Annotated in this window: 13 protein-coding genes; 4 read left to right on the forward strand and 9 right to left on the reverse strand. The window is 70.7% G+C overall.

Annotated features, from left to right (window positions below):
• Positions 1-2: 2 nt before the first annotated feature.
• Positions 3-581 (forward strand): AMIN-like domain-containing (lipo)protein, encoded by a 579-nt coding sequence (locus ACZ6Z4_RS14890; RefSeq protein ID WP_465562998.1) that lies wholly within the window; start codon positions 3-5, stop codon positions 579-581.
• 25 nt (positions 582-606) lie between these two features.
• On the forward strand, positions 607-1,755 hold the full coding sequence (locus tag ACZ6Z4_RS14895; RefSeq protein ID WP_465563002.1) for an MFS transporter: 1,149 nt from the start codon (positions 607-609) through the stop codon (positions 1,753-1,755).
• Here ACZ6Z4_RS14895 and ACZ6Z4_RS14900 read toward each other — a convergent pair.
• The 4 genes from ACZ6Z4_RS14900 to ACZ6Z4_RS14915 form a co-directional block, all read right to left on the reverse strand.
• Positions 1,752-3,761 carry a GxGYxYP domain-containing protein gene (locus tag ACZ6Z4_RS14900; protein ID WP_465563005.1) on the reverse strand — a complete coding sequence of 670 codons (2,010 nt, stop codon included), beginning with the start codon at positions 3,759-3,761 and terminating at the stop codon, positions 1,752-1,754. The genes ACZ6Z4_RS14895 and ACZ6Z4_RS14900 overlap by 4 nt on opposite strands.
• Before the next feature lie 118 nt (positions 3,762-3,879).
• Entirely contained in the window at positions 3,880-4,233 is a 354-nt protein-coding gene (locus ACZ6Z4_RS14905; RefSeq protein WP_363668579.1) for a GntR family transcriptional regulator, read from the reverse strand.
• 22 nt (positions 4,234-4,255) lie between these two features.
• Positions 4,256-4,684, reverse strand: a complete 429-nt coding sequence (locus tag ACZ6Z4_RS14910) for a VOC family protein (RefSeq protein WP_465563008.1) — start codon at positions 4,682-4,684, stop codon at positions 4,256-4,258.
• Positions 4,681-5,142 (reverse strand): helix-turn-helix transcriptional regulator, encoded by a 462-nt coding sequence (locus tag ACZ6Z4_RS14915; protein ID WP_465563011.1) that lies wholly within the window; start codon positions 5,140-5,142, stop codon positions 4,681-4,683. Before ACZ6Z4_RS14915 ends, ACZ6Z4_RS14910 begins: the two co-directional genes overlap by 4 nt.
• Before the next feature lie 78 nt (positions 5,143-5,220).
• Between ACZ6Z4_RS14915 and ACZ6Z4_RS14920 the strand changes: the two genes are divergently transcribed.
• Positions 5,221-5,922 (forward strand): class I SAM-dependent methyltransferase, encoded by a 702-nt coding sequence (locus ACZ6Z4_RS14920; RefSeq protein WP_465563014.1) that lies wholly within the window; start codon positions 5,221-5,223, stop codon positions 5,920-5,922.
• Here ACZ6Z4_RS14920 and ACZ6Z4_RS14925 read toward each other — a convergent pair.
• The 5 genes from ACZ6Z4_RS14925 to ACZ6Z4_RS14945 form a co-directional block, all read right to left on the reverse strand.
• Positions 5,885-6,826 carry a glycoside hydrolase family 19 protein gene (locus ACZ6Z4_RS14925; protein ID WP_465563017.1) on the reverse strand — a complete coding sequence of 314 codons (942 nt, stop codon included), beginning with the start codon at positions 6,824-6,826 and terminating at the stop codon, positions 5,885-5,887. The two genes, ACZ6Z4_RS14920 and ACZ6Z4_RS14925, sit on opposite strands and share 38 nt — an antisense overlap.
• Before the next feature lie 172 nt (positions 6,827-6,998).
• The gene (locus ACZ6Z4_RS14930) at positions 6,999-7,946 is read right to left on the reverse strand and encodes a glycoside hydrolase family 19 protein (protein WP_465563019.1); all 948 of its coding nucleotides are present in this window, start codon (positions 7,944-7,946) and stop codon (positions 6,999-7,001) included.
• Positions 7,947-8,054: 108 nt separating this feature from the next.
• Positions 8,055-9,848, reverse strand: a complete 1,794-nt coding sequence (aspS, locus tag ACZ6Z4_RS14935; RefSeq protein WP_465563022.1) for an aspartate--tRNA ligase — start codon at positions 9,846-9,848, stop codon at positions 8,055-8,057.
• Positions 9,845-11,185 carry a histidine--tRNA ligase gene (gene hisS / locus ACZ6Z4_RS14940; protein ID WP_465563026.1) on the reverse strand — a complete coding sequence of 447 codons (1,341 nt, stop codon included), beginning with the start codon at positions 11,183-11,185 and terminating at the stop codon, positions 9,845-9,847. The genes aspS and hisS overlap by 4 nt, the downstream gene beginning before the upstream one ends.
• On the reverse strand, positions 11,185-11,871 hold the full coding sequence (locus tag ACZ6Z4_RS14945) for an MBL fold metallo-hydrolase (protein WP_465563029.1): 687 nt from the start codon (positions 11,869-11,871) through the stop codon (positions 11,185-11,187). Before ACZ6Z4_RS14945 ends, hisS begins: the two co-directional genes overlap by 1 nt.
• Before the next feature lie 235 nt (positions 11,872-12,106).
• Here ACZ6Z4_RS14945 and ACZ6Z4_RS14950 point away from each other — a divergent pair, with 235 nt between their 5' ends.
• Entirely contained in the window at positions 12,107-13,333 is a 1,227-nt protein-coding gene (locus ACZ6Z4_RS14950; RefSeq protein WP_465563032.1) for a DUF349 domain-containing protein, read from the forward strand.
• Positions 13,334-13,366: the final 33 nt, after the last annotated feature.

The following is a 13,366-nucleotide window of genomic DNA, read 5'->3' on the forward strand; positions in this document are numbered from 1 at the left end:
CCATGTTCAGACACCCTGTCCGCACCACGATGACCGGCCTGGCCGCGTTCGCCGTCGCCGCGCTCCCCGCCGGCGCCGCGGTCGCCGCGGCGCCCGACACCTCGTCCGCGCGACCGTCGGCCGACTGCGCCAAGGGCTGGGGATCCTTGCCCGAGGCAACCAATACGCTGCGGCGGGCGACCGTCGAGAACGTCCGCACCGGCCGGCACGCCTGCTTCGACCGGCTGGTGGTCGACCTGGCCGGGCCGGCCACGGCGTACCGGGTGCAGTACGTGCCGGTCGTCTACCAGGAGGGCTCCGGCGACCCGATCCCCGCGCGCGGCGGCGCGACGCTGCGGATCGACGTGGAGGCTCCGGCCTACGACGACGCCGGGCGGCCGACGTACCCGTTGAAGAACCTTCGCGAGGTGTCGGCCGTCACCGGTTACGACACCTTCCGCCAGGTGGCCTGGGGCGGCAGCTTCGAGGGCCGGACGACTGTGGCGCTCGGCGTCCGGGCCCGGCTGCCGTTCCAGACCCACCTGATCAGCGGCCCGGGCAACGCTCACCGTCTCGTGGTGGACGTCGCGCACCGCCGGTAATCGTTTGCCATGATCGAATGAACCCATGCAGATGGGTTCCCGTACGGCGGCCGGCGCGGTCTTCCTGCTCTTCGGCGTGAACGGCGCGCTGATCGGCGGGGTCGGCGGCACGCTGCCCGCGATGCGCGACCGGCTCGGGGTCAGCGCGTCCGGGCTGTCGCTGCTGCTGTTCTGCCTGGCCGTGTCGGCCGCGGTCTCGATGCAGATCGGCGGGCGGCTGGCCGACCGGATCGGGGCGCGGCCGGTCGCGCTGGTCACGCTCTGCCTGCTGACCGCGGGCGTGGGCACGCTCGCGCTCACCGACTCGCTGCCGTGGGCGATCGCCGGGATGATCCTGGCCGGGCTCGGCAACGGCGCGATGGACGTCGCGATGAACTCGCTCGGCGTCGAGGTCGAGCAGTCCCGGCCGAAGCCGATCATGAGCCGCTTCCACGCGTTCTGGAGCCTCGGCAACCTGACCGCCGCGGGCACGGTCGTCCTGGTCGGCCGGCTGCTGGATCGCGAAGGCGGCGGAAATGTCGGGCCGGCGCTCGGCACATTGGCCGTGCTCGGCCTGGCCGGCATCGCGATCGCGTACCGGATCGTGCCCGCCGGCCGCCGGATCGAGCACAAGGCGAACGGCGTCCGGATCGCGATCCCCCGGCTGGCCTGGGCGCTCGGCCTGATGGCGTTCTGCTTCGGCCTGGCCGAGGGGACGGCGGTCGACTGGTCGTCGGTGCACGTCACCGACGTCGCCCGGATCGACCCGTCGACCGGTGCCCTCGGTCTGGTCGCGGTCAGCGGGTTCATGGTCGTCGTCCGGCTGCTCGGCGACCAGGTGGTGGCCCGGTTCGGCCGTCGCGCCGTCGTCCGGGTCGGCGGCGTGACGGCCGTGGCCGGCTACCTCGTCACGGTGTTCACCGACCCGCTCCCGCTGCTGCTGGCCGGCTGGGCGCTGGTCGGTCTCGGGGTCGGCCTCGTCGCCCCGCAGGTGTACGCGGTCGCCGGGCACGTCGGCGGCGGCCGGATGCTCGCGATCGTCGTCACCTTCGGGTACGCCGCCTTCCTGGTCGGCCCGGCGATCATCGGCCAGCTGGTCGAGCGGGTCGGCATCCAGCAGGCGATGTTCCTCCCGCTGGCACTGTCCGCGGTCCTGGTCGCGATCTCCGCGGTCCTCCCCCGGACCGAGCCCTAGAGGACCTTGTTCAGCGCGTCGAAGAAGACGTTGCCCAGGACCAGCTCGTACGGCGCGGTGAGCAGCTCGGCCAGTTCTGCGACGTCCGACGGCGTCCACGACCAGGCGTTCACGGCCCCGGCGATGAACAGCGGCGCGTCGCCGGTCCAGGTCTTGGTGTGCTCGTCGAGCGCCGCCTTGTACTCCGCGGCCTTGCCGGGCGGGGAGAAGTTGCCGATCACCGGCAGGCCTCCCCGGCGGACCAGGAGGTCGCCCTTCTCCCACGACTGGATGATGCCGCGGATCGGCGTGTGCTTCGCGTACGCCCGGCCGATCGCCTCGGAGAACGGGACCCAGGCGTCGCCCTCGCGGTGGTTGTAGGCGTAGACCAGATCCATGCCGGTACGGCGTACGTAGGTCCCGGATAGCTTGAGATAGGCCTCCATCTGGTCGGCAGGCCAGGCGCCCGGGTAGGTGTAGCCGGCGCCGGACGGGCCGCAGACCAGGAGGTCGTTCTTGGTCGCGGTGCGCTGGTAGTGGCTGAGGATGGCCGGCCCGACGTCGGCCAGCAGCGGGCTGACCGTCCAGTTCGCGGGAGCATCGCCGCGGCGCGGGTCGTCCCACAGGTCGCGCATGTGCCGCTGGCAGTACTGGACGTTGTCGCCCTCGCCGAAGGTCAGCGTCACGTAGATCTTCTTCTGCGGCTTGATCGGCGTGAATTTCTTGACCTTGTCCGAGATCGGCGCCGCGACGCCGGAGTGCACCGTCCCGTTCATGTAGAAGTCCGCGGGGAGAACCTCGGAGCCGCCCTGCGCGGCCAGGTCGACCCCGCTCCACTCCCCCGCGACGTCGTTCGCGAACCAGCCGGCGTACGGCGTGGTCGGGGCGACCTTGTCGAAGTGCTCGCGGAGCAGATCGCCGGTCGGGCCGTTCGGCGGCAGCCAGCTGACCAGCGCCTTCGTGGCGACCACGTAGTCGCGGAAGTACGGGAACGGCTCGATCCGGGTCGGCGCGGTGTCGGTCGCGGTGACCAGGTACTGGTTCCACATCTCGACCGTGACGGTCAGACTCGTCGTCCCGGCGGGCGGCGTGAACTGGTAGATGAAGTAGCCGCCGCCGTCGGCGAACCGGTTGCCCGCGCCGCCGATCGAGGAGTTGCCGCCGTCGAACAGGTACGGCGCTTCCTCCGGCGTACCGGGAGCGAAGGTGGCGATCGTCGCGCCGTTGGCCTTGGCGGTGACCGAGAGGACCGAGGGACCCCAGCCGTCGTCGCCGAACGAGTCCTGGAAGCGCACGTAGACCGTGCCTTGGCCGAGCGCCGGCGAGACGTCGAGGGTGAACATCCCGCGGTTCGACTCGTCGCGGATCTGCCTGGTCTCGCGAGCGATCTCGCGCCAGTTCAGGTCCTCCTCCTGCACGACCATCGTCGGCGGGAGCCCGGCGAGCAGCTGGTGCGAGCAGCGCGGGAAGAGGTGGGTGAGCTGCCAGCGGTAGGTCTTCACGCGGTCGTCGTCGAACATCCCGCGCAGGTCCTTCACGACGCGGAGTCCGTGCGCCTTGGCCTGCGCCGCGTCGGCGACGACGGCGTTCTCGAGACCGGCCAGCGTGGTCGCGATGTTGAGCGAGTCGGGGACCTCGGGGTCGTGCAGGATCGCGCCGCGGACGCGGTGCTTGTACTTCGCGACCAGCGCCAGCGGGTCGGCGTACTGGGTGGTGGGGACGCCGGTGTTGCGCAGCCAGCGCGCGTCGACGCCGTCCGGGCCACCGGGTGAGTAGAGGAAGTAGAGCTCGGGACGGCTGCGGTTCACCACGCCCTGCAGGGTGGTGAGGAGGGTCTGGTCGCCTCCGCTCAGCTTGCTGACGTCGCCGTGGTGCAGGTGCTGGGGGCGGGCGAAGGCCGGCAGCAAGCGGCGGCCTCCGGTCGTGCTCGCAGCGTTCACCGCGGCGGCCGAACCGGTCTGGAACCAGCCCAGTCCCCCGGCCGCCACCGCGCCGCTGCCCGCCAGGAATGTTCGTCTCGAGACCATCGTGACCACTCTCCTGTCGCTGACATCGCTGTCAAATGCGGGCGACAGTAACAACGTGGCTACATGGTGTACAGGGCTCGACAACGTTGTCGAGGCAGAATCTGGAATCGTTTCCGAGCTACCAGGCCTCGTCGAGGATCCGGCCGGCTTCGGAGCGGCTGATCCCGGCCCGGCGGGCGGCCCGGGCGAACGCCTCGGCCGCCGTCCGGGTCTCCTCGTCGTCGACCTGGCTGCGCGCGGCGAGCACGAACGTCCCGTTCCGGCCCTCGGTGCGGACCAGGCGGTCCGCCTCCAGCTCCTTGTACGCGCGGGCGACCGTGTTCACCGCCAGGCCGAGATCTCCCGCGAGCTGCCGGACGGTCGGGAGCCGCGTCCCCTGCGCGAGCTCCCCGCTCCGGATCAGCTGCTCGACCTGCTTCTTCACCTGCTCGTACGGCGGCTCGGAGCCGGCCGGATCCACCGAGATGTCCACCCGGCCGATCCAACCATCTCGCTCAGGCGAAGTCCTCCGCGGCGTACGGGTGCTGCTCGACCAGGACCAGCCAGTTGCCGGAGTTGTCGCGCAGCACCGCCTCCACGCCGTACGGGCGTTGCGAGGGTTCCTGGATGTGCTCGACGCCTTTCGCGACCAGCTCGTCGAAGGTCTTGCGGCAGTCGTCGGTGGCGAGGCCGACGCCGTGCATCATGCCCTTGGCCATGATCCGGCGGATCGCCGCCGCCGACTCCTCGTCCATCGGCGGACCGGGCAGCATCAGCGCCAGCTCCAGCTCCGGGTGGGCGCGCTGGTAGACCGTCACCCAGCGGAACTCCGGGCTGAGCGTGATGTCGTTGCGCAGCACGAAGCCGAGCGTGCCGGTGTAGAACGCCTTCGCCTCGTCGAGGTCGTTGACGTAGACGGTGACCAGGTGGACGTTGGTGATCACTCTTGCTCCTCGGTGTCGTTGGTCCTTCGACCGTACGGCGGCTCCGGCCGCTCCGGCTTCGCCGGAATTGCGGAGCTCAGGCCGAGCATGAAGACGTAGCAGCCGGGGATGCGGGCGCCGGTCCGCGTGCGCTGGTACTCCGACGGGCTGACCCCGACCAGCTCGGTGAACCGCCGCGTGAACGAGCCGAGCGCGGCGTACCCGACCATCGTCGACACCTCGGTGACGGTCAGGTTGGTGGCCCGGAGCAGATCGGTGGCGCGCTCGATCCGGCGGCGGGTGACGTACTGCATCGGCGTCTCGCCGTACTCGGCGGCGAAGCAGCGCAGGAAGTGGTACTTCGAGACGCCGGCCGCGGCGGCCAGCGCGGCGAGGTCGAGCGCTTCGGCGTAGTTGCGGTCGGCAACGTCGCGGGCGCGGCGCAGGTGCGGGAGCAGGTCGGCCGGCACCGAGGTCATGCTGCTGAGGCTAACCCGAGTTTCGGGAGTTGCCGAAAGTCTGGCGGGTGGGTCGGCGGTGGGTGAATGCTGGGCTTCATGGAGATCCGGAGCAGTTCGGGCCAGTGGGGTGAGGGGCCGGGGGCGATCACGCCGGACGGCAGCCCGGTCGCCCTGTACGTCGACGCCGAGCCGAACGGGGACGACGAGATCGTTCTCGCGGCGATCGGTCGGCGCCGTACAGTCCTCGAACTGGGCTGCGGCACCGGACGGATCACCAGGCCGCTGCTCGCCCACGGGCATCAGGTGGTCGCGGTCGACGAGTCCGCCGACATGCTCGCCCACGTCGACACCGAGACCGCCTGCAGCCCGATCGAGACGCTCCGCCTCGACCGCCGCTTCGACGTCGTGCTGATGATGTCGTTCCTGATCAACGCCCCCGACCCGAAGGCCCGCGAGCGCCTGCTGGCCACCTGCGTCGAGCACGTCCGCGACGAGGGCGTCGTCCTCCTCCAGCGCCACGACCAGGCGTCGTTCGCCGAGCCTCAGGTCCTCGAACGTCCGGGCCACCGGCTGGAGATCACCGACGTCGAGCACCTGCCGGGCAACGTCGACGCCGCCACGATGACCCACGTCGTCGGCGACAACATTTGGTCCCAGCGCGTCGTCGTCCAGAACTTCACCGACGAGGAGCTCGAGGCCATGCTCGCCGCAGCGGGTCTGGGGCCAGTCACGTACCTGACCCCAGACCACACCTGGTTGGTTACTCCCCTGCGATCGCCTCGAACTGCGCTCGCGTGAGCCGGCTCGTGTCCTCGGCCATCTTGCCGGTCCGGCTGCAGTTGACCGCCGGCGCGGGCTGGCCGGTGAGGTACGCGATCGCCGCCTGGAAGCTCGCGCAGCGGCGGCCGTCCTCGGCGCCCGCCGGGTAGCCGATCGCGGCGTTGACCCGGCCCATCTTCAGCTGGTCGGCGTACGGGTTGATGTTGCGCGCGACCGTCCAGTACCAGCGCGCGATCTGGGCGCTGTAGCGGATGTCCCGCGCCAGCTCCGGGTTGCCGATCAGGTCGATGCCGAGCCACTGGCCCGCGGGCCGGTAGTTGAAGTCACCGGTCAGCTGGATGTAGCCGCGGCCGCCGTACGGGCGGGTGTCGCCGATCTCGCGGATGTTGTACTCCAGCCGCGACTCGTGCACCAGCGTCGCCAGGAACGCGGCCTTGCGGTACGGCGTGTTGATCTGCGCGTCGCGCATCGCCTGGTTCAGCGACGGCAGGCCGGTCTGCACCAGCGACGGGTTCGCGATCCGGCTGCCGAACATCGCCTGGACGTCGGCCAGCGTGATGTCGCCGGTCGGCGGGTTCGGGTTGCCGCCGCACTCGGCGACTCCCGGCAGCTTGTCCTGCGGGATCGCGACGTACGCGACCGTGACGTACCCGCCGAGCGCGGGCACGTGCGCCCACCAGCGGCTGGAGCCGCCGCTGACGGTGACCAGGTCACCGAGCTTCTGGCAGTCGACGTCGATCGAGGTGGGGCTGGGCAGCGTGCGGACGACCGGCGACGACAGGAAGGCGTCGGCCCGGACGTTGACGCCGGTGCCGTAGGTCTGGAAGACCGCGGCCTGGGCGGGGGTGGCGGTGACGAGGCCGGCGACAGTCAGGCCGGTCAGCGCCACGACGGCGGTGAGGAGATGACGGATTCTGCGCATGACGTGCTCCCGGGGCGGGAAGGGCGGACGGAGCGTCGCGTCGTGAAAAGTTGTCTACCCCACAAGGCGACGTAGTCACTTTCCACCCGACGCTGGGCGACACTCAACCCTTTCCATGCCCGTCGCACGGTGCCGTGGCCGGTAGCTGCCACGGCACCGCGCTTCAGGACGCTCAGCCGACGGTGCCCGGCGCCTGCCCGAGGGCGTCGAACTGCGCCCGGGTGAGCTTGCTCGTGTCACCGGCGTACGCCTTCGAGCGGGTGCAGATCACGCCCGACGGCACCGACCCGGACAGGTGGCGCAGCGCGTTCTTGAACGAGTCGCAGCGGCGCTGGTCCTCCGCGCCGGCCGGGTAGCCGATCGCAGCGTTCACCTTGCCCATGTTGAGCGCGTCGGCCATCGGGTTGATGTTGCGGGCGACGGTCCAGTACCAGCGCGCGATCGGCGCCGACCACTGCAGCGAGCGGGCCAGCTCGGGGGTGCCGAGCAGGTCGATGCCGAAGTAGCGGCCGGCCGGGCCGTAGTTGAAGTCGCCGGTGAGCTGGATGTACCCGCGGCCGCCGTACAGCCTGGTGTCGCCGATCTCGCGGATGTTGTACTCCAGCCGCGACTCGTGCACAAGCGTCGCGAGGAACGCGGCCTTGCGCCGCGGGGTGTTGATCTGCGCGTCCCGCATCGCCTGGTTCAGCGACGGCAGCCCGGTCTGCACCAGCGACGGGTTGGCGATCCGGCTGCCGAACATCGCCTGCACGTCGGCCAGCGTCACGTCACCGGTCGGCGGATTCGGATTGACCGCGCACTCCGGTACGCCGGGCAGCTTGTCGCCCGGAGTGTCGACGTACGCGACGGTCGCGTAGCCGTTGTGCGCGGGCAGGTGCGCCCACCACCGGGTCGCGGGCCGGCCGGCGACCGTGACGGTGTCGCCGGCCTTCTGGCAGTCGACGTCGACGTTCACCGGACCGGCGAGCACCTTCACCACCGACGCGGACAGGAAGGCGTCGGAGCGGATGTTGAGGGCGGTCGCGGTGGTCCGGAAACCGACGGCCTGCGCGGGCATCGCGGTCAGCGCGAGCCCGAAACCGGCGAGGGCGAGGACAGCGGACAGAGTTCGCTTGAGCATGGCGTCTCCTGGGGCGGGAGGGACGGGAAACGCCGCACGAGCCTGTGACCAGGTCCGTACGGCGTTGTCACCGTCCCACGCACGGCAGGGCGTTGCTCAAGTAGGCAACTAGCTCTTGGCGTCGGCCTTCGCGTCCTTGTCCTCCGGCTTGGCGTCCACGCCGGCCTCCTTGCGCTGCTCCGGGGTGATCGGGGCCGGCGCCGCGGTCAGCGGGTCGTAGCCGCCACCGGACTTCGGGAACGCGATCACGTCACGGATCGAGTCCGCGCCGGACAGCAGCGCGGTGATCCGGTCCCAGCCGAACGCGATCCCGCCGTGCGGCGGGGCGCCGAACTTGAACGCGTCGAGCAGGAAGCCGAACTTCTCGGTCGCCTCCTCGTCGGTCAGGCCCATCACCTTGAAGACCCGCTTCTGCACGTCCTCGCGGTGGATACGGATCGACCCGCCACCGATCTCGTTGCCGTTGCAGACGATGTCGTAGGCGTAGGCCAGCGCCGAGCCCGGGTCGGTGTCGAAGGTCGCCAGCGAGTCCGGCTTCGGCGAGGTGAACGCGTGGTGCACCGCGGTCCAGGCACCCGAACCGACGGCGACGTCACCGGCGGCGGTCGCGTCGTCGGCCGGCTCGAACAGCGGCGCGTCGACGACCCACAGGAACGACCAGGCCGACTCGTCGATCAGTCCGCCGCGGCGGCCGATCTCCAGCCGGGCCGCGCCGAGCAGCGCCCGCGAGGTCTTGACCGGGCCGGCGGCGAAGAAGATGCAGTCGCCCGGCTTCGCGCCGACGTGGTCGGCGATGCCCGCGCGCTCCTGGTCCGACAGGTTCTTGGCGACCGGTCCGCCCAGCTCGCCGTCCTGACCGACCAGCACGTACGCCAGACCGCGCGCGCCGCGCTGCTTGGCCCAGTCCTGCCACGCGTCCAGCTGCTTGCGCGGCTGGTCGGCGCCACCGGGCATCACCACAGCACCGACGTACGGCGCCTGGAAGACCCGGAACGGGGTGTCCTTGAAGTACTCGGTGCACTCGACCAGCTCCAGACCCATCCGCAGGTCGGGCTTGTCGGAGCCGAACCGGGCCATCGCCTCGGCGTACGTCATCCGCTGGATCGGGGTCTGCACCTCGTGCCCGGCGAGCTTCCACAGCTCGACCAGGATCTCCTCGGACAGGGCGATGACGTCGTCCTGGTCGACGAAGCTCATCTCGACGTCGAGCTGGGTGAACTCCGGCTGCCGGTCGGCGCGGAAGTCCTCGTCGCGGTAGCAGCGGGCGATCTGGTAGTAGCGCTCCATGCCGGCCACCATCAGCAGCTGCTTGAACAGCTGCGGCGACTGCGGCAGCGCGTACCAGGAGCCCGGCTGCAGGCGCGCCGGGACCAGGAAGTCGCGAGCGCCCTCCGGCGTCGACTTGGTCAGCGTCGGCGTCTCGATCTCGACGAAGTCGTGCTTGGCCAGCACGTCGCGGGCGGCCTTGTTCACCTTGCTGCGCAGGCGCAGCGCGGCGCCCGGGCCCTGCCGGCGCAGGTCGAGGTACCGGTACTTGAGCCGGACCTCCTCGTTCACCGGCGTCGCGTGGTGCTCCTCGACCGGGAACGGCAGCGGCGCGGCCTCGTTCAGGACCTCGATCTCCTCGGTGATGATCTCGATCTCACCGGTCGGCAGGTCGGCGTTCGCGTTGCCCTCGGGGCGTGCCGCGACGGTGCCGACGATCTTCAGGCAGTACTCCGAGCGCAGGCCGTGCGCCGCGTCCTCGTCGCGGATGACCACCTGGACGGTGCCGCTGGAGTCGCGCAGGTCGATGAACGCCACACCGCCGTGATCGCGCCGCCGCGCCACCCAGCCCGCCAGCGTGACGGTCTGGCCGGTGTGCTCGGCTCGGAGCGAGCCGGCGGAATGGGTACGGATCACGAGTTCTCCTGAGGGGTTTCGATACCGGGTCGTACGTCGTGCCGCGGCGGCGCCCAGGTGGCCGGGTCGGCCGCGACCTGCTCGCCGCTGCGGATGTCCTTCACCTCGGGACCGTTGTCGGTGCTGAACCAGACGAACGGGATCCCGCGACGGTCCGCGAACTTGATCTGCTTGCCGAACTTGGCCGCCGCCGGGGCCACCTCGACCGGGATGCCGCGCTGCCGCAGCGCCGCCGCGGTCCGCATCGCCTCGGCGCGCTCGTCCTCGGTGTTCAGCGCGATCAGGACGGCGGTCGGCGTACTGCGGGAGCCCTTGACCAGGCCCTGGCTGAACAGCCGGGCGATCAGCCGGGACACCCCGATGGAGATCCCGACCCCCGGGTACGTCGTCTTGCCGTCGCTGGCCAGCGAGTCGTACCGGCCGCCCGAGCAGATCGAGCCGTAGGACTCGTGGCCGATCAGCTGGGTCTCGTAGACCGTGCCGGTGTAGTAGTCCAGGCCGCGCGCGATCTTCAGATCGGCGACCAGGAGGCCGGGCGCGTGCTCGTTGGCCGCGGTCATGATCGCCGCGAGCCGCTCCAGCCCCTCGTCGAGGACCTCGTGCTCGACGCCGAGCGCCCGGACCTGCTCGACGAACGACGCGTCGGTGCTCGAGATCTCCGCGAGGCGCAGCACCTGCTTGGCCGTCTCGGCCGCCAGCGCCGGACCGTCGGCCGCGGTCAGCAGCTGGGTCACCTTGTCCGGGCCGATCTTGTCCAGCTTGTCGACGATCCGCAGCACCGCGGTGACGTCCTCGATGCCCAGGCCGCGGTAGAACCCCTCGGGGATCTGCCGGTTGTTGACCTGGATCCGGAACGGCGGGATCGGCAGCTTGCTGAACGCGTCGGCGATCACCAGCGGCAGCTCGACCTCGTAGTGGAACGGCAACGTGCCGTCGCCGACGATGTCGATGTCGGCCTGGGTGAACTCGCGGTACCGGCCCTCCTGCGGGCGCTCACCGCGCCAGACCTTCTGGATCTGGTAGCGCCGGAACGGGAACGCCAGCTTGCCGCCGTTCTCCAGCACGTACCGGGCGAACGGGACGGTCAGGTCGAAGTGCAGCCCGAGGTCCACCTTCTCGTCCGCGGGCGCGCCGAGCCGCCGGACGGCGTAGATCTCCTTGTCCGCGTCCTCGCCCTGGTTCGACAGCCGCTCGACCGGCTCCACCGCGCGGGTCTCGATCGAGGCGAAACCGTGCAGCTCGAACGTCTCCCGGATGGTGTCGAGGAACTGCAGCTCGACGATCCGGTCCGACGGAAGGAACTCGGGGAACCCACTGATCGGGGTCACCTTTGCCATTAGCTCTGTGTCTCCAGGTCCTGCAAGTAGGGGTTGGTCGCCTTCTCCCGGCCGATGGTGGTCTGGCCACCATGACCCGGCAGGACGACGATCTCGTCGCGCATCGGCAGGATCTTGGTGGCCAACGTATGCAGCATCGCCGGATGGTCACCGCCGGGCAGGTCGGTCCGGCCGATCGAGCCCGCGAACAGCACGTCCCCGGCGAACAGCACCGCCGGGACGTCCTCGGGGCCGTCGTACGGCGTGGTGAAGGTGACCGAGCCCCTGGTGTGCCCGGGGGTGTGGTCGACGGTGAACTGCAGGCCGGCCAGCTCGAGCCGGCGGCCGTCGGTGAGCTCGGCGACGTCGTCGGGCTCGGCGAAGGTGTGGTTGCCGCCGAGCAGCAGCGCGGCCGACTCCTTGCTGATCCCGGCCATCGGGTCCTTCAGCAGGTGCCGGTCGTCGGCGTGGATCCAGGCGGTCGCGTCGTACGTGCCGCAGACCGGGAGGACCGAGAACATGTGGTCGATGTGACCGTGCGTGAGCAGGACCGCCACCGGCTTCAGCTTGTTCTCCCGGACCACCTGGTCGACACCGCTCGCGGCGTCCTGACCGGGGTCGATCACGATGCACTCCGCGCCCTGGCCGGTCGCGACCACGTAGCAGTTCGTACCCCACGATCCGGCGGGGAACCCGGCGATGAGCACGACTGACCTTCCTGAACGGGTGCGGGACCATCCAAGGTTACCGGTCGCCGCGGCGCGATCTCGCACCGGATTGTGACGCAACACCGTTGCGTCCGGGCGGGGAGTTTGTGATTGTTCAGTGATAGCTGTCGGGACAGGCTCCCGACGCGCCCGGGGCGGCCCTGAGCACGGAGTTGAACCAGGGGCCGACCAGAATGGGCACGAGCGCAGTACATACCGCCGGAAGGGGCGAGTTGTGGCCGAGGAGAGCTGGGGCCGGGTAGCAGACGACGGAACGGTGTACGTCCGGACCAAGGACGGCGAGCGGGCGGTCGGCCAGTGGCCCGACGCCAACCCGGAGGAGGCCCTCGCCTTCTACACCCGCCGGTACGACGCGCTGGCCTTCGAGGTGGACCTGCTCGAGAAGCGCGTCCAGGCCGGGACGGTGTCGCCCGACGACGCCCGCGCCGCGGTGAAGAAGGTGACCAGCTCGATCACCGACGCCCAGGCGGTCGGCGACCTGGACGGCCTGCTGAGCCGGCTCGAGGCCCTCACCCCGCTGGTCGCCCAGCAGCGCGAGAAGAAGAAGGCCGAACGCGCGGCGAAGGTCGAGGAGGCCCGCGAGGCCAAGACCAAGATCGCCACCGAGGCCGAGACGATCGCCGCCGGCACCGACTGGCGGCACGGCGTCACCCGCCTGCGCGAGCTGCTCGACGAGTGGAAGGCGCTGCCGCGGCTGGACAAGTCCAGCGACGACGAGCTGTGGCACCGGTTCTCGTCCGCCCGTACGACGTACACGCGGCACCGCAAGCAGCACTTCGCCGAGCTGTCCTCGAAGCGCGACGAGGCCGCGACGGTCAAGGAGCGCCTGGCCGCCGAGGCCGAGACGATCGCCTCGTCCACCGATTGGGGCCCGACCTCGGGCCGCTTCCGCGACCTGATGCGCCAGTGGAAGGCCGCCGGCCCCGCCCCGCGCGAGGTCGACGACAAGCTCTGGGCCCGCTTCCGCAGCGCCCAGGACACCTTCTTCGGCGCCCGCGACGCCGTCCAGGCCGAGGAGAACGTCGAGCAGCAGGCCAACCTCCAGGCCAAGGAGGCCCTCCTGGTCGAGATCGAGGCGATCCTCCCCGTCACCGACGCCAAGACCGCCCGCGACCAGCTCCGCGGCCTCCTCGACCGCTGGGACGAGATCGGCAAGGTCCCCCGCGACTCGATGCGCCCCATCGACACCCGCCTGCGCGCCGTCGAACAAGCCGTCAAGTCCGCCGAGGACGACGTCTGGGCCCGCAGCAACCCCGAAGCCCGCGCTCGGGCCGAAGCCACGGTCAAGCAGCTCCAGTCCCTCATCACGGACCTGGAGAAGCAGGCCGCCAAGCACGACTCCCAGGGCAACGCCCGCAAGGCGAAGGAAGCCCGCGAGGCGATCGCGGCCCGGCGCGAGTGGCTGACGCAGGCCCAGAACGCGCTGTCCGACTTCAGCTGACGTCGTACCGGCGCTCGACTGCTTCGGTGGTCG

This window comes from Kribbella sp. NPDC104740, from assembly GCF_055583505.1.

What these genes read in the sequence shown, in the direction of transcription:
- ACZ6Z4_RS14890 (WP_465562998.1), top strand. Translation starts at nt 3, where the DNA reads ATGTTCAGACACCCTGTCCGCACCACGATGACCGGCCTGGCCGCGTTC.
- ACZ6Z4_RS14895 (WP_465563002.1), top strand. Translation starts at nt 607, where the DNA reads ATGCAGATGGGTTCCCGTACGGCGGCCGGCGCGGTCTTCCTGCTCTTC.
- ACZ6Z4_RS14900 (WP_465563005.1), bottom strand. Translation starts at nt 3,761, where the DNA reads ATGGTCTCGAGACGAACATTCCTGGCGGGCAGCGGCGCGGTGGCGGCC.
- ACZ6Z4_RS14915 (WP_465563011.1), bottom strand. Translation starts at nt 5,142, where the DNA reads ATGACCTCGGTGCCGGCCGACCTGCTCCCGCACCTGCGCCGCGCCCGC.
- ACZ6Z4_RS14920 (WP_465563014.1), top strand. Translation starts at nt 5,221, where the DNA reads ATGGAGATCCGGAGCAGTTCGGGCCAGTGGGGTGAGGGGCCGGGGGCG.
- ACZ6Z4_RS14925 (WP_465563017.1), bottom strand. Translation starts at nt 6,826, where the DNA reads ATGCGCAGAATCCGTCATCTCCTCACCGCCGTCGTGGCGCTGACCGGC.
- ACZ6Z4_RS14930 (WP_465563019.1), bottom strand. Translation starts at nt 7,946, where the DNA reads ATGCTCAAGCGAACTCTGTCCGCTGTCCTCGCCCTCGCCGGTTTCGGG.
- hisS (WP_465563026.1), bottom strand. Translation starts at nt 11,185, where the DNA reads ATGGCAAAGGTGACCCCGATCAGTGGGTTCCCCGAGTTCCTTCCGTCG.